Raw genomic sequence first — 21,259 nt, 5'->3', positions numbered from 1 at the left:
AGCCGCCATGAACACCACTATTGCACAACAAATTGCTGATGAAGGCGGCGTCGAGGCGTATCTCCACGCACAACAACACAAAAGCCTGCTGCGTTTTCTGACCTGCGGCAGCGTCGATGACGGTAAAAGTACGCTGATTGGTCGCCTGCTGCACGATACGCGCCAGATTTACGAAGACCAGCTCTCGTCACTGCATAATGACAGCAAACGTCACGGCACCCAGGGCGAGAAGCTTGACCTGGCACTGCTGGTCGATGGACTGCAGGCCGAGCGTGAACAAGGCATTACTATCGATGTGGCGTACCGCTATTTCTCTACCGAGAAGCGCAAATTTATCATTGCGGACACCCCGGGGCATGAGCAGTACACCCGTAACATGGCGACCGGCGCGTCGACCTGCGAGCTGGCGATTCTGCTGATGGATGCCCGTAAAGGCGTGCTGGATCAGACGCGTCGGCACAGTTTTATCTCCACGCTGCTGGGCATTAAACATCTGGTGGTCGCGGTCAACAAAATGGATCTGGTCAACTACAGCGAAGAGGCTTTCGACGAGATCCGCCAGAGCTATCTGACCTTTGCAGAACAACTGCCGGGGGATCTGGATATCCGCTTCGTGCCGCTGTCGGCGCTGGAGGGCGATAACGTCGCCTCCCAGAGCGCTAACATGCCCTGGTACAGTGGCCCGACGCTGCTGGAGGTGCTGGAGACCGTTGAGATTCAGCGCGTGGTGGCAAGCCAGCCGATGCGTTTCCCGGTTCAGTACGTTAACCGTCCTAATCTCGATTTCCGTGGCTTCTCAGGCACCCTCGCATCCGGCGTGGTCACGGTCGGGCAGCGTGTCAAAGTGCTGCCTTCTGGCGTTGAGTCGTCGATTGCGCGCATCGTCACCTTTGACGGCGACTTACAGGAAGCCGGCGCGGGCGAAGCGGTTACTTTGGTACTGAAAGATGAAATCGATATCAGCCGGGGCGATTTGCTGGTGGATGCGCAGGAATCCGTCCCTGCCGTGCAGAGCGCCTCGCTGGACGTGGTGTGGATGGCGGAACAGCCTCTGACGCCAGGCCAAAGCTATGACATTAAAATTGCGGGTAAGAAAACGCGTGCACGCGTGGAAGGCGTTCAGTATCAGGTGGACATCAATACGCTGACGCAGCACAGCGTCAATGAACTGCCGCTGAACGGCATCGGTCTGGTGGATCTTATTTTTGATGAACCTTTGGTGCTAGATCGTTACCAGCAAAACCCCGTCACCGGTGGGCTGATCTTTATTGACCGCCTGACTAACGTGACCGTCGGGGCCGGCATGGTGCGACAACCGCATGAGCAGTCTGCCGCGGCACCGTCAGAATTCAGCGCCTTTGAGCTGGAGCTGAACGCGCTGGTACGTAAGCATTTCCCGCACTGGGGCGCACGCGATCTGCTGGGAGGAAAGTAATGGCGCAACACGATGAGAACGTCGTCTGGCATCCTCATCCGGTCACGGTCTCGCAGCGCGAACAACTCCACGGCCACCGTGGGGTTGTACTGTGGTTCACCGGGCTGTCGGGCTCGGGGAAATCCACCGTCGCGGGAGCAATGGAAGAGGCGCTCCACCAGGCCGGTGTGAGTACCTATTTACTGGATGGCGATAACGTCCGCCACGGGCTTTGCAGCGATTTGGGCTTTAGCGATAACGATCGCAAAGAGAACATTCGGCGCGTAGGCGAAGTGGCCAGCCTCATGGCCGACGCCGGACTGGTAGTATTGACGGCGTTTATCTCTCCCCATCGCGCTGAACGCCAGATGGTGCGGGAACGAGTGGGTAACGATCGCTTTATCGAAGTCTTCGTGGATACGCCGCTGGCGATTTGCGAGGAACGCGATCCTAAAGGGCTGTATAAGAAAGCGCGGGCGGGAGAGTTGCGCCATTTCACGGGAATTGATTCTGTATACGAAATTCCTGAATCGCCAGACATTCACCTGGATGGTCAACAATTGGTAACAAATTTAGTAAGCCAATTATTAGACCTGCTCAGACAGGGCGATATTATCAGATCCTGAGACGTATCGTTCGGGGCGTGATTCTCCCGAACGACTGGTCATGGTTACAGGATCCCTTATGCGCGAAAGCCAAAACTACATTATTACCGGGTCGGATACATTTTCGACGCCTGACGAAACGACCTGGTCACTGCCCGGGGCGGTGGTCGGTTTCGTCTCATGGTTGCTGGCGCTGGGCATCCCTTTCATGATCTATGGCCGCAATACGCTCTTTTTCTTCCTGTACACCTGGCCGTTCTTTCTGGCGCTGATGCCCGTGGCCGTGGTCGTCGGCATCGCGCTGCATTCGTTGCTCAATGGCCGCCTGCTTTACAGCACGATCGTGACGATCGCCACCGTTGTCATTATCTTCGGCCTGCTATTTTTATGGCTCATGGGCTAACTTAAGACATAATTAAAACCCCAGAGTAGAGTCCAGCGGAAAGTTATGGGATGATGATGCCGTTTTTCAGGGGGCAGGATGGGTAAATTAACGCTTCTGTTGCTGGCTTTGCTGGTCTGGCTTCAGTATTCGCTGTGGTTCGGCAAAAATGGTCTGCACGACTATAGCCGTGTCAATGACGACGTAACAGCACAGCAGGCAACAAACGCCAAACTTAAAGCGCGCAACGATCAACTGTTTGCCGAAATTGACGATCTCAATGGCGGTCAGGAGGCGATTGAGGAACGCGCACGTAATGAACTCAGTATGACTAAGCCGGGTGAAACTTTTTATCGCCTGGTTCCAGATGCGTCTAAACGCAATCAGGGCTCAGTACAAAATAATCGATAATCAGGCCCAGGATTACGACATGGCAGTGACTTTTTCGGATGTGTGCGCCGTGGTACCGGCCGCTGGCGTTGGTCGGCGCATGCAGACAGAGTGTCCTAAACAATACCTTTCAATGGGTGATAAGACGATACTTGAACACTCCGTGGCGGCGCTTCTTGCCCATCCACGGGTGACGCGTGTCATTATCGCTATCAGTCCGGGCGACGCCCGCTTTGCCGCGCTTCCGCTGGCCCATCATCCCCAAATTACCGTTGTTGACGGTGGCTCCGAACGTGCTGATTCCGTTCTGGCGGGCCTCCGCGCCGCGGGTGACGCGCCCTGGGTTCTGGTGCACGACGCAGCGCGTCCTTGTTTGCACCAGGATGACCTGGCGCGACTGCTGGCGCTGAGCGACACCAGCCCGATTGGCGGCATTCTGGCCGCACCCGTGCGCGACACCATGAAACGCGCCGAGCCGGGAGCGCAGGCCATCGCCCACACCGTCGAGCGCGTCGATTTATGGCATGCGCTGACGCCTCAGTTTTTTCCCCGCGAGCTGCTCCACGACTGCTTAACCCGCGCGCTTAATGAAGGCGCGACCATCACCGATGAAGCATCGGCGCTGGAATATTGCGGTTATCATCCGGTTATCGTGGAGGGACGCGCTGATAATATTAAGATCACGCGCCCGGAAGACTTACAGCTGGCGGAATTCTATCTTACCCGTACGACGCATCAGGAGAACGCATAATGCGAATTGGACACGGTTTTGACGTACACGCCTTTGGTGGCGTAGGCCCGATTATCATTGGCGGCGTGCGCATTCCCTATGAAAAAGGGCTGCTGGCGCATTCTGATGGCGACGTTGCGCTGCATGCATTAACCGATGCCCTGCTTGGCGCGGCGGCGTTAGGCGATATCGGCAAGCTGTTTCCGGATACCGACCCGGCCTTCAAAGGCGCCGACAGCCGCGAATTGCTGCGTGAGGCCTGGCGTCGTATTCAGGCTAAAGGCTATACGCTGGGTAACGTTGATGTGACGATTATTGCTCAGGCACCGAAAATGCTGCCTCACATTCCGCAGATGCGCGTGTTTATTGCCGAAGATCTCGGCTGTCATATGGATGACGTCAACGTAAAAGCCACCACCACTGAAAAACTCGGCTTTACCGGCCGGGGTGAAGGGATTGCCTGTGAGGCGGTGGCGCTTCTGGTGAAGGCGGTAAAATGACGGCGTTTGATGATCTGACCTATTTGCACGGCAGACCGCACGGGACGGGCCTGTTAAAAGCCAATCCTGAAGATTTTGTGGTCATTGAAGATTTAGGTTTTGAGCCGGACGGCGAGGGTGAGCATATCCTGGTCAAGATCCTCAAAAACGGCTGCAATACCCGCTTTGTGGCCGAGGCGCTGGCAAAATTTTTGAAAATTCAGGCCCGTGAAGTCAGCTTTGCCGGGCAAAAAGACAAACACGCCGTTACCGAGCAATGGCTGTGCGCACGCGTTCCCGGCAATGGGATGCCTGATTTAAGCAAATTTGAGCTTGAGGGCTGTAAAGTACTTGAGTATGCCCGCCATAAGCGCAAGCTTCGTCTGGGCGCGTTGAAAGGCAACAACTTTACGCTGATCCTGCGTGAAGTGACCGATCGTGACGACGTCGAAAAACGGCTGACGGCTATCGCCCGTGAGGGGGTACCGAACTATTTCGGCGCACAACGTTTTGGCATTGGCGGCAGCAACCTGCATGGGGCGTTACGCTGGGCGCAAAGCAATGCTCCGGTGCGTGACAGGAATAAACGCAGTTTTTGGTTGTCGGCGGCACGCAGTGCGTTGTTTAATCAGATTGTGAGCGAGCGTCTGAAAAAACCGGACGCGAATCAAGTTGTTGTCGGCGATGCGCTACAATTAGCGGGACGCGGCAGCTGGTTCGTCGCCACGGCGGAAGAAATGGCCGATGTTCAGGCGCGCGTCGCGAATAAGTCGTTAATGATTACGGCCGCTCTGCCGGGCACGGGAGAGTGGGGCACGCAGGGCGAGGCGCTGGAAGCGGAACGTTCTGCCGTCGCGGATGCGACGGAATTGCAATCATTGCTGATGCGGGAAAAAGTCGAAGCGGCACGCCGGGCGATGCTGCTCTATCCGCAACAGCTTAGCTGGAACTGGTGGGATGACGTAACCGTCGAGTTACGCTTCTGGCTGCCGGCAGGTAGCTTTGCCACCAGTGTTGTCAGGGAACTTATCAACACGTCGGGTGAATATGCGAATATTGCTGAGTAACGATGATGGCATCCATGCGCCTGGCATTCAGACGCTGGCGAAACACCTTCGTGAGTTTGCCGAGGTGCAGGTCGTTGCTCCTGACCGTAACCGCAGCGGCGCGTCAAACTCGTTAACCCTTGAATCCTCATTACGCACCTTTGCTTTTGATAACGGCGATATCGCAGTGCAAATGGGGACGCCAACGGACTGCGTCTTTTTGGGCGTAAACGCGCTGATGCGCCCCCGTCCGGATGTGGTGGTGTCGGGCATTAATGCCGGGCCTAACCTGGGCGATGATGTCATCTACTCCGGTACCGTCGCAGCAGCGATGGAAGGGCGCCATCTGGGTTTCCCGGCGCTCGCCGTCTCGCTCAACGGATACACGCACTATGACACGGCGGCTGCGGTCACCTGTTCTATATTGCGCGCGCTGGGCCGTGAGCCGCTACGCACGGGACGCATTCTGAATATCAACGTGCCCGATCTCCCTCTTGAGGAGATCAAAGGCATCCGCGTGACGCGCTGCGGTAGCCGTCATCCTGCGGATCAGGTTATCCCTCAACAGGATCCGCGCGGCAATACGCTTTACTGGATCGGCCCGCCTGGCGATAAATGCGACGCTGGGCCGGACACCGATTTTGCCGCCGTGGACGAAGGATACGTCTCTGTCACACCGCTGCACGTCGATTTAACCGCGTATAACGCGCAAGAAGTGGTGTCAGGCTGGCTGGAACGCGCCGGGGTGAGCACGCAATGGTAAGTCAACGTGTACAAGCTCTTCTGAACCAATTACGTACTCAAGGCATCTCTGACGAGCGTGTTCTTGAGGCGATCTCACTGGTACCCCGTGAGAAATTTGTGGATGAGGCGTTTGAACACAAAGCGTGGGAAAACGTTGCGTTGCCGATAGGTCAGGGGCAGACGATTTCGCAGCCCTACATGGTGGCGCGAATGACGGAGTTACTGAAGTTAACCCCGGAATCACGGGTGCTGGAGATCGGCACCGGTTCCGGTTACCAGACGGCCATTCTGGCGCATCTGGTTCATCACGTGTGCTCGGTTGAGCGCATCAAAGGCCTGCAATGGCAGGCACGACGTCGCCTCAAGCAGCTGGATTTACATAATGTTTCAACCCGTCACGGTGATGGCTGGCAAGGATGGCAAGCACGCGCGCCGTTTGACGCTATTATTGTGACGGCAGCACCGCTTGAGATTCCCACTGCGCTTCTGACGCAGCTGGATGAAGGCGGCATTCTCGTTTTGCCCGTGGGCGATGAACATCAGCTTTTGAAGCGTGTTTGTCGGCGAGGCGGCGAGTTTATAATCGATACCGTAGAAGCCGTGCGCTTTGTTCCTCTCGTAAAGGGGGAGCTGGCCTGAGACTCGGAATTTTCCAGGGTTTTTAGGAAATTTTCCGCGTATGGTGATCGGCAAACCGTTCGTGCCACTATGGTCAATTCTAAGTCACTGGTAGTTAACACATTCCTGGGGGAATAAATGAGCGCGGGAAGCCCAAAATTCACCATCAGCCGTGTTGCGGCATTAACATGCGTTTCGCTTTGGCTGGCGGGGTGCTCCAGTTCCAATAACGCGCCTGCGCCGGTCACGTCCATCGGCGGGAATAGCGGTTCGGGCGATACGTCTGGCGGAATGATGATTACGCCTCCGCCTAAAATGGGCACCCCGGCGGTACAGCAAGCGCCACAAATTCAACCGGTACAACAACCTGTCTCCCAGCCAACGTCTATCCAGCCTGTTCAGCAGGCGGTGCAGACTGAAAATGGCCGTATAGTTTATAACCGTAAGTATGGGAACATTCCGAAAGGTAGCTATACCGGCGGCAGTACGTACACCGTTAAACGGGGCGATACCCTATTCTATATCGCATGGATTACCGGGAACGATTTCCGTGACCTTGCGCAACGAAATAACGTCCAGGCCCCGTATGGTCTGGAAGTGGGCCAAACGCTGCAGGTAGGCAATGCCACCGGTACGCCGTTAACGCCAGGCAACTCAGTTTCAGCCGCGGATGTCACTGCGCAAAATAACAGCGTCCAGCCTGCGCAAAAAACAAGCGCGGTGGTTGCTTCGCAACCGACAATTACGTATTCTGAAGACTCAGGTGAACAGAGTGCTAACAAAATGTTGCCGAATAATAAGCCGTCTGCGACTGTCGTCACAGCACCGGTTACGGCACCTGTGGTTAGCTCTACCGTACCCGCTGCGAGCAGTCAGAATGCCAGCGCGCCAGTTTCAACATGGCGTTGGCCTACTGACGGGAAGGTGTTCGAGAACTTCTCTTCCTCTGAAGGAGGAAATAAAGGGATCGATATCGCAGGAAGTAAGGGACAGGCTATCGTCGCGACCGCAGATGGACGCGTGGTATATGCCGGTAACGCACTTCGTGGTTACGGTAATCTTATTATCATAAAACATAACGATGATTACCTGAGTGCCTACGCCCATAACGATACAATGCTGGTCCGGGAACAACAAGAAATCAAGGCGGGGCAGAAAATAGCTACCATGGGTAGTTCCGGAACCAGTTCTACACGCTTGCATTTTGAAATTCGTTACAAGGGGAAATCCGTAAACCCGCTGCAGTATTTGCCGCAGCGATAAATTGACGAGACATGCCAGTCAGGATGTTTCGTTCAGGGATCACGGGTAGGAGCCACTTTATGAGTCAGAATACGCTGAAAGTTCATGATTTAAATGAAGACGCGGAATTTGATGAGAACGGAACCGAGTCTTTTGATGAAAAAGTCTTAGTAGAAGAGGAACCCAGTGATAACGATTTAGCTGAAGAAGAGCTGTTATCGCAGGGCGCCACACAACGTGTGCTGGACGCGACTCAGCTCTACCTTGGGGAAATTGGTTATTCCCCACTGTTAACAGCCGAAGAAGAAGTCTATTTCGCACGTCGTGCTTTGCGTGGTGATGTTGCCTCGCGCCGTCGCATGATCGAAAGTAACTTGCGTCTGGTTGTGAAAATTGCCCGTCGTTACAGCAATCGTGGTCTGGCGCTGCTGGATCTGATTGAAGAGGGTAACTTAGGCCTGATCCGTGCAGTAGAGAAGTTTGACCCGGAACGCGGTTTCCGTTTCTCTACCTACGCGACCTGGTGGATTCGTCAGACCATCGAACGGGCAATTATGAACCAAACCCGTACGATTCGACTGCCAATCCATATCGTCAAAGAGTTGAATGTCTATCTGCGTACTGCGCGTGAGTTGTCCCATAAACTGGACCACGAACCAAGTGCAGAAGAGATTGCAGAGCAACTGGACAAACCGGTTGATGACGTAAGCCGTATGCTTCGTCTCAACGAGCGCATTACCTCCGTTGATACCCCACTGGGGGGTGACTCCGAGAAAGCGCTGCTGGATATCCTGGCCGATGAAAAAGACAACGGCCCGGAAGACACCACGCAGGACGATGACATGAAACAAAGCATCGTCAAATGGCTGTTCGAACTGAACGCCAAACAGCGTGAAGTGCTGGCACGTCGTTTCGGTTTACTGGGGTATGAAGCTGCGACACTGGAAGATGTCGGCCGCGAAATTGGCCTGACCCGTGAACGTGTACGTCAGATTCAGGTTGAAGGTCTGCGTCGCCTGCGTGAAATTCTGCAGGGACAAGGTCTGAATATCGAAGCGCTGTTCCGCGAGTAATCCTGATTTAGACAAAAAAGGCCCGTCGTAAGACGGGCCTTTTTATTTTGCGTTACGGCTGTGCCGTTTCATGCAGTAATCGCCACGTTAGCTTTTCACCCTCCTGAATCAGCACGGCCGTTGACCAGCGAACGTTGACCGGCAGATTTGGCCGCGTTTGCGTCTCCCGGTAGTGCACCACCGCCCCCTGATCCCACGTTTGAAGCGTGGTGATTTCATCAAGCTCAATTTTAAGGCCTGGGCGACTGCCGCGCTGGCTTTCAAGAAAGCCGACAAGCCCCGCGTAATCTATATGGGCACCGCTCGGGGGGACCATCAAAAAGTCCGGCCGAAAACGGGTGGTCAGGGCGTTGATTTCGCCCTGTCCGTTGCCTAACCAGGCTTCCAGCGCGACATGGATATCAATAATTTCAGTTTCGTAATGGGTCATGGGTTCTCCTGTTGAGGCTGCGAAAGCACCTGCGGATTGCGAAGGCGAAAAACAAACAGCAGGGGGATTAACGTGATGCCTGCTGCGAGCGTAAATGTCCAGTGCCATGCTGCATTGGTGGGCATAATGCGCTGCGAAACGCTCAGGATCCCGGCCAGTAACAGGGCGCCAATAAAAAAGCTCAGCTGACGATTAAGATTCCACAGTGCGCTGGCATCCGGCATATCGTCATGGGCCATGGTCAGGAATGCGCTACTTTGAGCAGTGCTGCTGCACAGGCTGCCGCCGGCCCCCATTAACAGAAATGCGCCGACCGGCAGCGCGACGGGAGATATCGGTTCGACAGTAACGACCAGCGCGATCCCCACCGCCTGCAAAAGACACCCTGTGATGATAAGGGGCCGTGGGCCGATGCGATTAAAATAGCGCCCCGTTGCCGCGATAGCCACGCAGGAGGCGACAGACCAGGGAAGCATGAGCAGCCCCGTCATAGCGGGAGTCAGTTCTGCCACGTTCTGCAGATAAAACATACCGACCACGTTAACGCCGATAAACATACCGGGCACGCAGACATACACCAGCATGGAAAATCTCAGTAAGGGGTCTTTCAGCAAGGTCAGATGAAGCAGACGCGTAGCCGTCAGGGGAGATTTGTCGTTACGAAGCCACGCCCAGGCCAAAACAAAGGTCAGCAGGGCAACCGGCAGCGTGGCGAAAAATATCCACCGCCAGCTCAATGCCTGGACCAGCCATCCCCCGAGGGCCGGTGAGCAGGCAGGAGCAAGTAAAGCCACCAGCATGACCGCTGAAGAGAGCCTGGCGCGCTCGTGGGGCATATACTGCTGCCACGTCATTGCTTGTCCGACGGGGATCAGTAATCCTCCCCCCAGCCCCTGCAGGACGCGCCAGAAAATCAGGCTTTCCAGGGAGGAAGCACAACCCGCCGCCATAGATGCCGTGCTAAAGAGAAAAAGCGAGAAGAGGATCACGCGCTTTGGCCCGAACCGACGCGTCACCAGGGCACTGAAAGGGATCACGAGCGTCAGCCCGGCGATATACCCGTTACTGACCCAGGCGAGAGCCGAAGGCGTGGCATTCAGCGCAAGTGCCATTGCCGGGAAAGCCACGCTGGCGATGAACATGTTGATCAGATCAAGAAAAAAGCCCAGCAAGTAGACCAGGGCGACTCTGCTGCGATACGTCATGAATAATCCTCCGGTGAGGGTGCGTATCGTAGCGGCACCGCCGGAACGGATAAATATGACAAAGCGCGATATACTGTCAAAAATTGTTTGACAGTAGTGAAGGCTAAGAATGCTCAATTTACAGCGTACGGCGATGTTTGTAGCGGTGGCGGACACCGGCAGTTTTACCGCAGCCGCCGATGCGATGGGGCTAACGAAAGCGGTCGTCAGCTTTCACATTCGCCAGCTTGAAGACGAACTGGGTGTGACCCTGCTGCTGCGTTCAACCCGCCGGTTGACGTTAACCGAGGCCGGGTTACTGTTCCATCAACGCGGCGTGGCGCTGCTGAAGGCGGCGGAGAGCCTGCAGGACGACGTGCGTGCCAGCCATGCCGGTTTAACGGGAGAATTACGCATCACCACGACCCCTGAGTTTGGTTCGCAGGTGGTGGTGCCTTTGCTGGCTGAATTCAGCGTTCTGCATCCCGATCTGCGTATTCGGCATGTCTCTTCCTCCCAGCATGCGGATCTGATTTCAGAACGTTTTGATGTCGCCATTCGGCTGGGGGCGCTGGCCGATTCGCGTTACCATGCCGCGCTGATATCCCACTTTGCCATTCTGCCCGTCGCTTCACCGCAGTGGCTCACGGACTCTCCCGTCGATTCGCTGGAGGCGCTGGCTCATGCTGACTGGATCATTCACGATCGTTTAACTACGCCGCTGCGCTGGCAGCTCACGGGGAAAAACGGGGAGCCTGCCACGCTTGAGATAAAAAAAGCGCCGCGCCTGTATGCCGACAGCGCCCAGGCGCTGATGGCCTTTGCCCTTGCGGGACGGGGAATCGCTCTGCTCCCGGCATGGCTGGCGCATACTGCGCTGGAGACGGGGCGACTGATGAGGGTATTGCCCGATTATACTTTTGCTCAGCAGGCCATTCACGCCGTCTATCCCGACGCCCAGCACGTGCCGGCGAAAGTCCGTACCTTTATCGATTTCATGCGTGCCCGCATGACGTCTTCATCAACTCAGCAGGGCTTGACCTTCTGAGGTTGAAAACACGAAACGGCGTTACTTCATCTCGGGATCGTGTACACGGTGCACAAGATAGCGGAACGGCCTGCTCTGGCGTGGCCCGGTAAGCAAAGCGCCACCGGGCACCTAAGACCTTACACCAAACTCTTCAACCGATATATCCACTCCAGCGCCTGACGCGGTGTAAGCGAATCCGGGTCAAGGTTTTCCAGGGCTTCAACGGCGGGAGAGGTTTCCTCTGCGGGCGCCAGCAGCGACATCTGCGTGCCGTCGACCTGCGTTGCCGCTGCATTTGGCGACAGGGTTTCCAGCTCGCGCAATTTCTGGCGCGCGCGTTTGATCACCTCTTTTGGCACACCGGCCAGGGCCGCCACCGCCAGGCCATAACTTTTGCTCGCCGCGCCATCCTGCACGGTGTGCATGAACGCGATGGTGTCCCCATGCTCCAGGGCGTCCAGATGCACGTTCGCCACGCCTTCCATTTTCTCGGGCAGTTGCGTCAGTTCAAAATAGTGGGTAGCAAAGAGCGTCAGGGCTTTGATTTTGTTCGCCAGACTCTCAGCGCACGCCCATGCCAGTGACAGACCGTCATAGGTTGACGTGCCGCGCCCAATTTCATCCATCAAGACCAGGCTGTTCTCCGTGGCGTTATGCAGGATATTGGCGGTTTCGGTCATTTCAACCATAAAGGTGGAACGACCGCTGGCCAGATCGTCGGCGGCGCCCACGCGGGTAAAGATGCGGTCAATAGGGCCGATCTCCACCTGCTGGGCCGGGACATAGCTGCCGATATAAGCGAGCAGGGCGATCAACGCAGTCTGGCGCATATAGGTGCTTTTACCGCCCATATTAGGACCGGTAATGATCAGCATACGTCGCTGCGGCGACAGGCTCAGGGGGTTGGCAATAAACGGCTCGCGCAGAACCTGTTCCACGACCGGATGACGCCCTTCGGTAATACGTATGCCCGGCTTATCGATAAACGTCGGGCAGGTGTAGTTCAGGGCGTCAGCGCGCTCTGCCAGGTTCACCAGCACATCCAGTTCAGCCAGGGCGCTTGCGCTCTGTTGCAGATCGCCAAGATGCGGCATCAGTAAATCGAACAACTCTTCATAAAGCTGTTTTTCCAGCGCCAGCGCTTTTCCCCTGGAGGAGAGCACTTTGTCTTCATACTCTTTCAACTCTGGAATAATGTAGCGTTCAGCATTTTTCAGCGTCTGGCGGCGGACATAATGAATGGGCGCCAGATGGCTTTGACCGCGGCTGATCTGGATGTAATAACCGTGAATCGCGTTATAACCGACTTTGAGGGTGTCCAGCCCCAGACGCTCGCGTTCGCGGATCTCCAGCTTATCCAGATAATCCGTTGCGCCATCTGCCAGCGCGCGCCACTCATCCAGTTCCTGATGATAGCCAGGGGCGATAACGCCGCCGTCACGGACCAGAACCGGCGGGGCCTCGACAACCGCGCGTTCGAGCAGTTCACGCAGTTCGGTGAACTCCCCCATGGTCTCGCGCAGCTTCTGCACCGGCGCGCTGTCCACCTCAGCAAGCTGCGCGCGCAGTTCAGGCAGTTGCTGGAAGGCATGACGCATACGGGCTAAGTCACGCGGACGCGCGGTACGTAATGCCAGACGCGCCAGAATACGCTCCAGATCGCCCACCTGACGCAGCACCGGCTGCAGCTCGGTGAACCGGTCCTGCAATGCGCCAATCGTCTGCTGTCGACTGACCAGAACCTGGGTATCGCGCACCGGCATATGCAGCCAGCGTTTTAACATACGGCTGCCCATTGGGGTAACGGTGCTGTCCAGCACGGACGCCAGGGTATTATCGATACCGCCTGCCAGATTCTGCGTAATCTCAAGGTTACGACGCGTCGCGGCATCCATGATGATGCTGTCCTGCTGGCGTTCCATGGTAATAGAACGGATATGCGGCAGGGCCGTACGCTGCGTATCTTTAACGTACTGCAACAGGCAGCCCGCGGCGCACAGGCCACGCGGTGCGTTTTCAACGCCAAAGCCAATCAAATCACGGGTACCAAACTGCAGGTTAAGCTGCTGACGTGCGGTGTCTATTTCAAATTCCCACAGTGGACGACGACGCAGACCACGACGTCCCTCGATCAGCGCGAATTCGGCAAAATCTTCTGCGTAGAGCAGCTCTGCGGGATTGGTGCGCTGCAGCTCTGCGGCCATGGTTTCACGGTCGGCCGGTTCGCTCAGGCGAAAGCGCCCGGAGCTGATATCCAGGGTGGCATAGCCAAAACCTTTGCTGTCCTGCCAGACGGCGGCAAGCAGGTTATCCTGACGTTCATGTAGCAGGGCTTCATCACTGATCGTGCCTGGCGTAACGATGCGTACCACTTTGCGCTCAACGGGGCCTTTTGAGGTCGCCGGATCGCCAATTTGTTCGCAGATGGCGACGGATTCACCCTGGTTCACCAGCTTCGCAAGGTAGTTTTCCACCGCATGATGCGGGATACCCGCCATCGGGATAGGTTCACCCGCAGACGCGCCGCGTTTGGTCAAAGAGATGTCGAGCAACTGAGAGGCACGTTTGGCATCGTCATAAAACAGCTCGTAAAAATCGCCCATACGGTAGAACAGCAGGATTTCCGGATGCTGGGCTTTCAGCTTCAGGTACTGCTGCATCATGGGGGTATGTGCAGTTAAATTATCGATTGTGCTCATGGAGTCAGGATATCCATTTCTTTGAAAATATTACGCTTTAAGCGGCTTTAAAGCCGTGAGATGCTGCTATTGTCGCATGAAAAAATGGCCCGGCGCAGCAAAAAGTCGAGTCTTTACCCTGGTTCTGTTTCCAGTAGCTCAATGAGCAATTTTCCCTGTTCCACGCGCACGCGGACCCGCGAATTTGTTTTAAAACCTGCTTCTTCTAGCCAGTCGCCCTTGAGGCTCAGCGCGGCATGCACGCTATAGCGTTTCGGAATTTTGGTTTTGCGATCTTCATGACGTTTTCTGAAGTAGCCCACTTTCAAGTGGCGACAGGGCCTGGTGACACTGATTTCAGACATACAGCCTCCGGTAAGGGCAGATAACGTTGCAGGGAAAACACCTGTATAAAATGCCAGTAATTTGCGTCAGGCACAACGTTATAACTGGAAGCTGCCTTCAGAAATCAGCATGCAAAAGATGCAACCGGGCTGAAATGACGCTTTTAAAAGAGTATTATTAATGCATCTTATTGAACGGTACTTTGCCATGTCAGCAAAACGTATTTCCCGAGAAAAAGAGACCCTCCGCAAGATGATTGCCCTGTATGAAAAGCAATGTCCGCAGGCATCACGCGAAGAGGGGCACTACGATGCCTTAACTGCCTACGCTGATAAGCGTCTGGATAAATGCGTTTTTGGTGAGGAAAAGCCCGCCTGTAAACAGTGTCCGGTACACTGTTATCAGCCCGCAAAGCGGGAAGAGATGAAGCAGGTCATGCGCTGGGCAGGGCCACGTATGCTCTGGCGTCACCCCATTCTGACGATCCGTCATTTAATTGACGACCGCCGTCCGGTGCCGGAATTACCGGAAAAATATCGCCCTAAAAAGTGATATGTCAGGGCCGTGAAGGCGACACTGTGCGACAAATCACCGGTAATGCGATTGCGCTCAATAACGGAAACAGCGCCAGCAAAAGCCAGGGATAAATCGCCTGCGTGGAGGGGATGAGTGCCTGATCGAGCAGTCGGCCAAAAAACACATTTCCTGCCAGCACGGCGATCCCGCCTGCGGTAGAAAGCGCCCCGTAGTGCGCGCCGAGCGTTGACTCCTCAGCAAAGGCAGGGATCAGATCTTTGGCCGATGGCACCAGCAGCATCTGTCCCAGCGTCAGGAGCGTCACCAGGCACACCGACGGCAACAACCGTAACGCGCCAGCCGGGGGGGCTGTCGCAGCGAATAACGAGACGCTGGCAAACGCGGCGGAGAGCAGCAAAAAGCCGACCGGTAAAATCCTTAAGGCCCCGACGCGCCGGGCAAAGCGCGCGAGCGGAAGTTGAAAAGCGATAATCAGTACTGAGGCCAGCATGAACAAAGGGCCGAGATCTTTCTCACTGCCGCCCGAACGCTGGAGCTCCACCGGCAGCGCCAGGTAAAGCTGGTTGTAACTCAACAACCACGAGCTGTAGGCGATAATAAACGCGACAAAACGCGGCTGGCGGAACGTGGTCCACCAGGGAAGGATCTGCAGTTTTTCATTGCGGTGATGTGCGACAGGAAGAAAGAAAAAGAGCACCACGAGCGCCACGACAAAGATCCCCGCACCTGCCAGCGCCACCTGGCGAAAGCCAAACCCCGTCAGCAGTGCGCCAGCCACCGGGCCCAGGACGGCGCCGAGCTCTCCGCACACCGCAAAGAGGGCAAACCACTCCGCGCGGCTTCGTTTTCCCCTGGCCTCGCTTTGCCCTCCCGCTTTTGCCAGCAGGGCTTCAATAGACGGAGAGAACAACGCCCCGCCCACGCCCGTCAGGCACGCGCCAAGAATGACAGGCCACAGCGACTGACCGAAGGCCAGCATAAGATAGCCCGCCACGCGAATAATACAGCCCCAAAGAATAACAACCTTTGCGCCATAACGGTCAGAGAGCGCCCCGCCCACGATAAACATGCCCTGCTGGGAAAAGGTCCGTAACCCCAGCACCAGCCCGATAAGGCCGCCGGAGAGCAGCATGTCATCGCGGAGAAAGATCGCCAGAAAGGGCACGACCGCGTAGAAGCCGATATTAAAAACGAACTGGCTGCCCAGCAACACGGGCGGCCAAAGACGAGGGGCAGGGCGCAGGGAGAACAGAGGCATGCTACCCAATCCTAAACGATAAAATGAATGTGTTTTTTGCCGTGGTAGGGTGAAATCTCAATTTTGGTTTTCACCCGAAAGACCTCCCAGAGCAACGCTTCTGTCAAGATCGCCTGAGGCGTGCCCGTAGCCACAATCTGCCCTTTTTGCATGACGATCAGCGAGTCACAAAACATCGAGGCGTGATTAAGGTCGTGGATGGCGACGATGCTCGTCACCGGCAGTTCGCTGATCAGATGCATTAATTGCATCTGGTGGTGAATATCCAGGTGGTTGGTCGGTTCATCCAGCAGGATTTCGCCTGGCGTCTGGGCCAGCGCACGGGCAATATGCACCCGCTGGCGCTCACCTCCGGACAAACTCAGCCAGCCCTGATCGCTTTTTTCCAGCATATCCACCCGCTGCAAAGCCGCATTGACGGTTTCGTCATCGTGCGTGCTCCAGTTTGAGAAAGGGGAGTGGTGCGGGATACGGCCCAGTTTTACCACGTCGCGAACGCGCATATTGGCGTCGGTCATACCGTGCTGCTCGACGAACGCCACCCGACGGGCCAGCTGCTTTTTGGCGATACGGGCGATATTTTGCCCGTCCAGCGTTACGCTACCCGCATCCGGACGACGCAGGCCAGCCAGAATGCGCAGGAGCGAAGATTTTCCGCAACCGTTGGGGCCAAGCAACCCGACCGTTTCACCCGGGGAGACCCGCAGTGAGACGTTATTGACGATGACCTTTTTACCTACCTTCCAGGTAATATTTTCCGCGGAGAAACTCATTACTTATTCCTTGAGCGGTAGATAATCACGGCAAAGAACGGCACGCCGACCAGCGCCGTGACGACGCCAACGGGCAGGCTTTGCGGAGCAATCAATAGACGCGAGGCGATATCCGCCAGCACCATCAGGATGGCACCGGCCAGCGCGCTGGCGATAAGCAGCGTACGGTGGAGCGGCCCAAAGAAGAAACGCATCATGTGTGGGACCACTAACCCTACAAAACCAATAGAACCAGCCATGCTCACAATGGTAGCCGTGATCAGTGCGGTCGTCGTGAACAGCGCAAGGCGTACCCAGGGAACGGCGATCCCTAACGAGGCGGCGGCATCGTCGCCAAAGGTAAAGGCATCCAGCGCGCGGGAATAGTAAAGACACACCGCAAGGCCCGCCAGAACCACAACCAGCGCCAGCTGAAACTCAGGCCATCTCACGCCGCTAAAACTGCCCAACAGCCAGAACATCACGTCTCGCGCCTGCTGAGCGCTGGCTGAGGTGCTGATGGTATAGGCCGTAATGGCATTAAAGAGCTGAGAGGCCGCAACGCCCGCCAGAATGGTGCGTTCGTTGCCCCCCCGCGCCCCGTTGGTCAGAAAGGCGACAAAGGCAAAGGCAGCGAATGCGCCGGCAAACGCACCGGCTGACAGTGACACCGCGCCGGTGCCGATTCCCAGTACGACGACCGACACCGCCCCGGTTGAAGCACCTGCCGACACGCCAAGCACGTACGGCTCTGCCAGCGCATTCTTCAGCAGGCTCTGAAGAACGGCGCCACAGATGGCCAGCCCGGCGCCGCAGCAGGCCGCCACCAGCGCCCGACTCAGGCGGAAATCCCAAATCACGCTTTCATAGATGCGATTGAGCGGTACGTCGGTCAGCCCGATTTTATTGCCGATGGCATAAAAGACGTTTTGCAGCGGAATAGACAGCTCGCCTACGCTGACCCCAACGCCAATCACCAGCAGCAACAGGACAAACGCAAGCAGGCATGACGTGGTCATGAACACGCCATGTCGCATCTGAAGGACAGCCGTCGCCATCAGTTCAGCCCCAGTTTTCTGAGCTGTTCGCCAACCTGTTCAGCGCCATAGATCGTGCGAATGGTCGGGTTCATTGCCTGACCATCCATTACCACAATGTGGCCTTTCTTCACCGCGTCCAGTTGGCTCACCGCCGGATCGCTTTTCAGGAATTTGATTTTTTCTTCCGCGTTATCAAGCGCCCAGCGGTTACGGTCAAGGCTGGAGACCACGATCACGTCCGGGTTTGCCGCGATAATGCTTTCCCAACCCACCGTTGGCCATTCGGTCTCGGAGGTGATGGCGTTGTGACCGCCCAACACGTTGGCGATAAATCCGGAGGCGCTGTTTTTGCCCCCGACGTAAGCATCTGAAGAAGGGGAGGCGCTGGAGAACCAGAAGACAAACGAGAGATCTTTTTTATTCTTACTGAATTCCTGTCGCAAATCGCTCTCGCGTTTTTTGAAATCCGCAATCAGGGCTTCACCGCGCGGTTCGACGTTAAAGATGGTGGCAAAGTCGGCAATCTCTTTATAGAGATACGTCATGTCCCACAGTTTTTGACGGCTGCCGTACATATCCCCGGCTGCTTTTTTGGTGGCGCACATGCCTGGCGATAAGTAGCTGTTCACGCCGACGGTGGCCAGATCTTCGCGTTTTGCTACCTTGCTTTCCGGCCCCAGTAAGAGCGGAAGCTGTGCAGGAACAAAGTCGGGATTCTGCGCAAGGATGGACTCAAGCGTCGGTATTTCGACGGTTAAGGTGTTGATTTTTGCATTTTGCTCAGCCAGCTGCGGCAGCACTTTGGTTGGCCAGAAGGCACTGGCGATAACGTGTTTTTGCAGGCCCAGCAGAAGCAAAATCTCAACGGTATTTTGCCCCAGCGCGACCACGCGTTCCGGCGCTTTGGTGAATGTCTCTTTATAGCCGCAGTTTTCAATCGTCAGCGGCCAGGTTGTAGCCTGAGCAGAGCTGACTGACGCAAACACCAGACTTAACGCGCAGAGGACCTTTTTCATAAAACGCTACCTTCATTAGAATTATATTAATGCAAATGAAACTCATTATTAAGGCGCAATTTTATACAGAGGAAAATATATTGTGTCAATGAGGGACAATTTCGCTGCGTGACAATGGGCGGCGCAGATGGCGCACCGCCCGGCGGGAAAGCTTATGCCAGATTCTCTTTATCAATGCCCAGCCGTTTCATTCGCGACAGGAGCGTGGTGCGTTTTAACCCCAGCCGCTGTGCAGCCCCTTTCGGCCCTGCGACGACGCCATTTGTCTCTTTTAACACGCGGATTATCAGGGCGTATTCATCCTCACCGTCCCTTGCCACTTCGGCGTCAGGAACGGGTGTGTTCACCATGACAATTTCAGGCAGGGAGAGCTGTAATACGTTGCCGCGCGTGAGCAGAACGGCCCGCTCAATGACATTTTCCAGCTCACGCACGTTGCCTGGCCACTCCATAGCAGAGAGCGTGCGTAAGGTTTCAGCGGGAATGCTGTCGATATTGCGCCCCAGACGGCGGGCAATTTTGGCGGTGAAGGCTTTCACCAGCAGCGGGATATCCTCCGGACGTTCACGCAGCGGCGGCAGACAAACAGGGAAGACGTTCAGGCGATAGTAAAGGTCGCTACGAAATTCCCGGTCGGCGACCATCTTTTTCAGATCGCGGTTGGTGGCGGCAATCAGCCGGACATCCGTGCGAATCAGCTTGTTGCTGCCGAGCCGCTCAAACTCTTGTTCCTGCAGAACGCGCAGCAGTTTAGGCTGGAGTTCCACCGGCATATCGCCCACCTCGTCCAGGAAGAGTGAGCTTTTGTCCGCCAGTTCAAAGCGGCCGATGCGCTGGCTGCTTGCGCCGGTAAAGGCGCCGCGCTCGTGACCAAACAGATCGCTTTCAAGCAGACCGGCGGGCATCGCCGCACAGTTCATCTTCACCATGCGGCGGCTGTTGCGGTTACTGAGATTATGAATCGCCCGGGCAATCAGCTCCTTTCCGGTGCCGGTTTCGCCAAGGATCAGCACCGTACTGTCACTTTGCGCCACCATTTCAACCTGCTTCAGCACGTTAAACATGGCGTCGCTGCGGCCAATGATTTCACCAAACTCGCTTTCGACGTTGTTCAGTTGCTCCGTCAGGGCCAGGTTTTCATCCACCAGCCGCTCTTTAAGTCGATGAATTTCCTGATAGGCCAGCGCGTTATCCAGAGCGATCGCGATGCGTTCCGCAATTTGACGCAGCAGCTTAAGATTCGCGGTGGTGAAGATTTTCTCTTCACACTGGGCAAGCTTAAGCACGCCCAGCATGGTATTGCCGGACATCAGCGGCAGCAGGCAAAGCGTCTGGATCTGGTTGCCCCAGGTCTTAAACAGCATTTTCTCGTAAGGGGCCAGTTCATCCTGTTCATGCAGATTTAAGAGCAGCATCTCTTTGCTCTTAAAGACGCGCTCGGAAAGCGTGCCGGCTTCGTCCACTTCGCTCTGTTCATGCGCCGGATGAGTTTCGTCGAGATAGTGGGTGGAATAGATATTGAGCTTGCCTTTGCGACGGCCGCTCAGCACGATGCTGATGGCATCGATTTTAAAATAGTGATGGATCTCTTTCGCCACTTCGCTGACCAGCTCATCCATGTCCAGACGAGAGAGCACCGCATTGGTAATGGCGACCAGAATGCGAAAGTTATCCCGCTCGCGGCTTAAGAGATCGTAATCAACGTTATTGGTGACGCGGCTGTGTATTTGCTCAGCCACCACGCCGACAATCTGCGTAAACGTATGCAGGCGTTGATATTCCGCTTCACTCCACGGCTGGTCGGTCTCGCGAATAAACTCACAGCCGCCGAAAATGCGCCCTTCGGCGGCCAGCGGCAGCAGACAATAATGCCCAAAAGGGGAGTACAGGTTGCTGGCTGCCAGCTGCGGCCAGGCCTGGCGGAACTCGGCAAAATTGCAGTGCAGGGCATCCGGGCGGGAGAGGAGTCGCCTGACCGGTCCATGCGCCAGTACCGTTTCATCTTCGTATTCGATGGGCTTGCCATTGTCACGCGTCGCATAATAGTTCGCGCGTTGAGTTCCGGCATGCCACAGGACGATCGCGGCACTGTCCGCCAGCGCGGACTGTCTGACCAGTTGCGTCAGGGCATCGCTCAGGCTGCCCAAATCGGGCTGTTGCAAAAGCGTGCGTGTGATATCAAACAGACCCTGCTGTCCAAGATCGCTCATCGGTGTATACGACATGTACGTTGCTTTCCACATGAAACAGGCAATTAAAAATAACG

The 21,259-nt window shown here is 55.9% G+C and carries 22 protein-coding genes; 13 read left to right on the top strand and 9 right to left on the bottom strand.

Annotated elements, in window-relative coordinates:
• Positions 1-7: 7 nt before the first annotated feature.
• The 11 genes from cysN to rpoS all read left to right on the top strand — a co-directional run bounded on the left by cysN (position 8) and on the right by rpoS (position 8,723).
• Entirely contained in the window at positions 8-1,435 is a 1,428-nt protein-coding gene (gene cysN, locus LZP96_RS20265) for a sulfate adenylyltransferase subunit CysN (RefSeq protein ID WP_064327191.1), read from the top strand.
• Entirely contained in the window at positions 1,435-2,040 is a 606-nt protein-coding gene (gene cysC / locus LZP96_RS20260; RefSeq protein WP_064327190.1) for an adenylyl-sulfate kinase, read from the top strand. Before cysN ends, cysC begins: the two co-directional genes overlap by 1 nt.
• Before the next feature lie 58 nt (positions 2,041-2,098).
• Positions 2,099-2,422, top strand: coding sequence for a DUF3561 family protein (locus LZP96_RS20255; RefSeq protein ID WP_064327189.1), 324 nt, complete (start codon positions 2,099-2,101; stop codon positions 2,420-2,422).
• Between the two features lie 78 nt (positions 2,423-2,500).
• Entirely contained in the window at positions 2,501-2,812 is a 312-nt protein-coding gene (gene ftsB, locus LZP96_RS20250; RefSeq protein ID WP_064327188.1) for a cell division protein FtsB, read from the top strand.
• Positions 2,813-2,831: 19 nt separating this feature from the next.
• A complete protein-coding gene (gene ispD, locus LZP96_RS20245; protein WP_064327187.1) occupies positions 2,832-3,542 on the top strand; it encodes a 2-C-methyl-D-erythritol 4-phosphate cytidylyltransferase in 711 nt (236 codons plus the stop codon).
• Positions 3,542-4,021 (top strand): 2-C-methyl-D-erythritol 2,4-cyclodiphosphate synthase, encoded by a 480-nt coding sequence (gene ispF / locus LZP96_RS20240; protein WP_015571711.1) that lies wholly within the window; start codon positions 3,542-3,544, stop codon positions 4,019-4,021. Before ispD ends, ispF begins: the two co-directional genes overlap by 1 nt.
• Positions 4,018-5,067, top strand: a complete 1,050-nt coding sequence (gene truD / locus LZP96_RS20235; RefSeq protein WP_064327186.1) for a tRNA pseudouridine(13) synthase TruD — start codon at positions 4,018-4,020, stop codon at positions 5,065-5,067. Before ispF ends, truD begins: the two co-directional genes overlap by 4 nt.
• On the top strand, positions 5,048-5,809 hold the full coding sequence (gene surE / locus LZP96_RS20230; protein ID WP_064327185.1) for a 5'/3'-nucleotidase SurE: 762 nt from the start codon (positions 5,048-5,050) through the stop codon (positions 5,807-5,809). Before truD ends, surE begins: the two co-directional genes overlap by 20 nt.
• Positions 5,803-6,429: a protein-L-isoaspartate(D-aspartate) O-methyltransferase gene (locus tag LZP96_RS20225; protein WP_064327184.1), complete on the top strand. Its 627-nt coding sequence runs from the start codon at positions 5,803-5,805 to the stop codon at positions 6,427-6,429. Before surE ends, LZP96_RS20225 begins: the two co-directional genes overlap by 7 nt.
• Positions 6,430-6,546: 117 nt before the next feature.
• Positions 6,547-7,671 carry a murein hydrolase activator NlpD gene (gene nlpD, locus LZP96_RS20220; protein ID WP_064327183.1) on the top strand — a complete coding sequence of 375 codons (1,125 nt, stop codon included), beginning with the start codon at positions 6,547-6,549 and terminating at the stop codon, positions 7,669-7,671.
• 59 nt (positions 7,672-7,730) lie between these two features.
• Positions 7,731-8,723 (top strand): RNA polymerase sigma factor RpoS, encoded by a 993-nt coding sequence (gene rpoS, locus LZP96_RS20215; protein ID WP_015960205.1) that lies wholly within the window; start codon positions 7,731-7,733, stop codon positions 8,721-8,723.
• A gap of 52 nt (positions 8,724-8,775) precedes the next feature.
• Here rpoS and LZP96_RS20210 read toward each other — a convergent pair whose 3' ends face one another.
• Positions 8,776-9,153, bottom strand: coding sequence for a DUF4440 domain-containing protein (locus LZP96_RS20210; RefSeq protein ID WP_064327182.1), 378 nt, complete (start codon positions 9,151-9,153; stop codon positions 8,776-8,778).
• Complete coding sequence (locus tag LZP96_RS20205; RefSeq protein WP_064327181.1) at positions 9,150-10,358, bottom strand: MFS transporter; 1,209 nt, start codon at positions 10,356-10,358, stop codon at positions 9,150-9,152. The genes LZP96_RS20210 and LZP96_RS20205 overlap by 4 nt, the downstream gene beginning before the upstream one ends.
• 109 nt (positions 10,359-10,467) lie before the next feature.
• Here LZP96_RS20205 and LZP96_RS20200 point away from each other — a divergent pair, with 109 nt between their 5' ends.
• On the top strand, positions 10,468-11,385 hold the full coding sequence (locus LZP96_RS20200; RefSeq protein WP_064327180.1) for a LysR family transcriptional regulator: 918 nt from the start codon (positions 10,468-10,470) through the stop codon (positions 11,383-11,385).
• A gap of 119 nt (positions 11,386-11,504) precedes the next feature.
• Here LZP96_RS20200 and mutS read toward each other — a convergent pair whose 3' ends face one another.
• Together mutS and LZP96_RS20190 are read right to left on the bottom strand one after the other, a co-directional pair.
• Entirely contained in the window at positions 11,505-14,066 is a 2,562-nt protein-coding gene (gene mutS, locus LZP96_RS20195) for a DNA mismatch repair protein MutS (protein WP_064327179.1), read from the bottom strand.
• Positions 14,067-14,179: 113 nt separating this feature from the next.
• Complete coding sequence (locus LZP96_RS20190; RefSeq protein WP_064327178.1) at positions 14,180-14,410, bottom strand: SymE family type I addiction module toxin; 231 nt, start codon at positions 14,408-14,410, stop codon at positions 14,180-14,182.
• 187 nt (positions 14,411-14,597) lie between these two features.
• Here LZP96_RS20190 and LZP96_RS20185 point away from each other — a divergent pair, with 187 nt between their 5' ends.
• Positions 14,598-14,942 carry a nitrous oxide-stimulated promoter family protein gene (locus LZP96_RS20185; protein ID WP_064328178.1) on the top strand — a complete coding sequence of 115 codons (345 nt, stop codon included), beginning with the start codon at positions 14,598-14,600 and terminating at the stop codon, positions 14,940-14,942.
• A gap of 4 nt (positions 14,943-14,946) precedes the next feature.
• On the opposite strand, the gene LZP96_RS20180 is transcribed toward LZP96_RS20185, so the two are convergent.
• The 5 genes from LZP96_RS20180 to flhA form a co-directional block, all read right to left on the bottom strand.
• Entirely contained in the window at positions 14,947-16,185 is a 1,239-nt protein-coding gene (locus tag LZP96_RS20180) for an MDR family MFS transporter (RefSeq protein WP_064327177.1), read from the bottom strand.
• 11 nt (positions 16,186-16,196) lie between these two features.
• Positions 16,197-16,958, bottom strand: coding sequence for a siderophore ABC transporter ATP-binding protein EitC (gene eitC, locus LZP96_RS20175; RefSeq protein WP_064327176.1), 762 nt, complete (start codon positions 16,956-16,958; stop codon positions 16,197-16,199).
• Positions 16,958-17,995 carry a FecCD family ABC transporter permease gene (locus LZP96_RS20170; RefSeq protein ID WP_064327175.1) on the bottom strand — a complete coding sequence of 346 codons (1,038 nt, stop codon included), beginning with the start codon at positions 17,993-17,995 and terminating at the stop codon, positions 16,958-16,960. The genes eitC and LZP96_RS20170 overlap by 1 nt, the downstream gene beginning before the upstream one ends.
• On the bottom strand, positions 17,995-18,993 hold the full coding sequence (gene eitA / locus LZP96_RS20165; RefSeq protein ID WP_064327174.1) for a siderophore ABC transporter substrate-binding protein EitA: 999 nt from the start codon (positions 18,991-18,993) through the stop codon (positions 17,995-17,997). Before eitA ends, LZP96_RS20170 begins: the two co-directional genes overlap by 1 nt.
• A gap of 152 nt (positions 18,994-19,145) precedes the next feature.
• Complete coding sequence (gene flhA / locus LZP96_RS20160; RefSeq protein WP_064327173.1) at positions 19,146-21,218, bottom strand: formate hydrogenlyase transcriptional activator FlhA; 2,073 nt, start codon at positions 21,216-21,218, stop codon at positions 19,146-19,148.
• Positions 21,219-21,259: the final 41 nt, after the last annotated feature.

Origin of the sequence: Huaxiibacter chinensis (genome assembly GCF_022171985.1) — a bacterium.
GTDB classification, from domain to species: Bacteria; Pseudomonadota; Gammaproteobacteria; order Enterobacterales; family Enterobacteriaceae; genus Enterobacter; species Enterobacter chinensis_A.
This window is presented reverse-complemented; position numbering and strand designations above follow the sequence as displayed.

Coding starts and splice junctions, on each gene's coding strand:
- cysN (WP_064327191.1), top strand. CDS start 8: ATGAACACCACTATTGCACAACAAATTGCTGATGAAGGCGGCGTCGAG.
- cysC (WP_064327190.1), top strand. CDS start 1,435: ATGGCGCAACACGATGAGAACGTCGTCTGGCATCCTCATCCGGTCACG.
- LZP96_RS20255 (WP_064327189.1), top strand. CDS start 2,099: ATGCGCGAAAGCCAAAACTACATTATTACCGGGTCGGATACATTTTCG.
- ftsB (WP_064327188.1), top strand. CDS start 2,501: ATGGGTAAATTAACGCTTCTGTTGCTGGCTTTGCTGGTCTGGCTTCAG.
- ispD (WP_064327187.1), top strand. CDS start 2,832: ATGGCAGTGACTTTTTCGGATGTGTGCGCCGTGGTACCGGCCGCTGGC.
- ispF (WP_015571711.1), top strand. CDS start 3,542: ATGCGAATTGGACACGGTTTTGACGTACACGCCTTTGGTGGCGTAGGC.
- truD (WP_064327186.1), top strand. CDS start 4,018: ATGACGGCGTTTGATGATCTGACCTATTTGCACGGCAGACCGCACGGG.
- surE (WP_064327185.1), top strand. CDS start 5,048: ATGCGAATATTGCTGAGTAACGATGATGGCATCCATGCGCCTGGCATT.
- LZP96_RS20225 (WP_064327184.1), top strand. CDS start 5,803: ATGGTAAGTCAACGTGTACAAGCTCTTCTGAACCAATTACGTACTCAA.
- nlpD (WP_064327183.1), top strand. CDS start 6,547: ATGAGCGCGGGAAGCCCAAAATTCACCATCAGCCGTGTTGCGGCATTA.
- rpoS (WP_015960205.1), top strand. CDS start 7,731: ATGAGTCAGAATACGCTGAAAGTTCATGATTTAAATGAAGACGCGGAA.
- LZP96_RS20210 (WP_064327182.1), bottom strand. CDS start 9,153: ATGACCCATTACGAAACTGAAATTATTGATATCCATGTCGCGCTGGAA.
- LZP96_RS20205 (WP_064327181.1), bottom strand. CDS start 10,358: ATGACGTATCGCAGCAGAGTCGCCCTGGTCTACTTGCTGGGCTTTTTT.
- LZP96_RS20200 (WP_064327180.1), top strand. CDS start 10,468: ATGCTCAATTTACAGCGTACGGCGATGTTTGTAGCGGTGGCGGACACC.
- mutS (WP_064327179.1), bottom strand. CDS start 14,066: ATGAGCACAATCGATAATTTAACTGCACATACCCCCATGATGCAGCAG.
- LZP96_RS20190 (WP_064327178.1), bottom strand. CDS start 14,410: ATGTCTGAAATCAGTGTCACCAGGCCCTGTCGCCACTTGAAAGTGGGC.
- LZP96_RS20185 (WP_064328178.1), top strand. CDS start 14,598: ATGTCAGCAAAACGTATTTCCCGAGAAAAAGAGACCCTCCGCAAGATG.
- LZP96_RS20180 (WP_064327177.1), bottom strand. CDS start 16,185: ATGCCTCTGTTCTCCCTGCGCCCTGCCCCTCGTCTTTGGCCGCCCGTG.
- eitC (WP_064327176.1), bottom strand. CDS start 16,958: ATGAGTTTCTCCGCGGAAAATATTACCTGGAAGGTAGGTAAAAAGGTC.
- LZP96_RS20170 (WP_064327175.1), bottom strand. CDS start 17,995: ATGGCGACGGCTGTCCTTCAGATGCGACATGGCGTGTTCATGACCACG.
- eitA (WP_064327174.1), bottom strand. CDS start 18,993: ATGAAAAAGGTCCTCTGCGCGTTAAGTCTGGTGTTTGCGTCAGTCAGC.
- flhA (WP_064327173.1), bottom strand. CDS start 21,218: ATGTCGTATACACCGATGAGCGATCTTGGACAGCAGGGTCTGTTTGAT.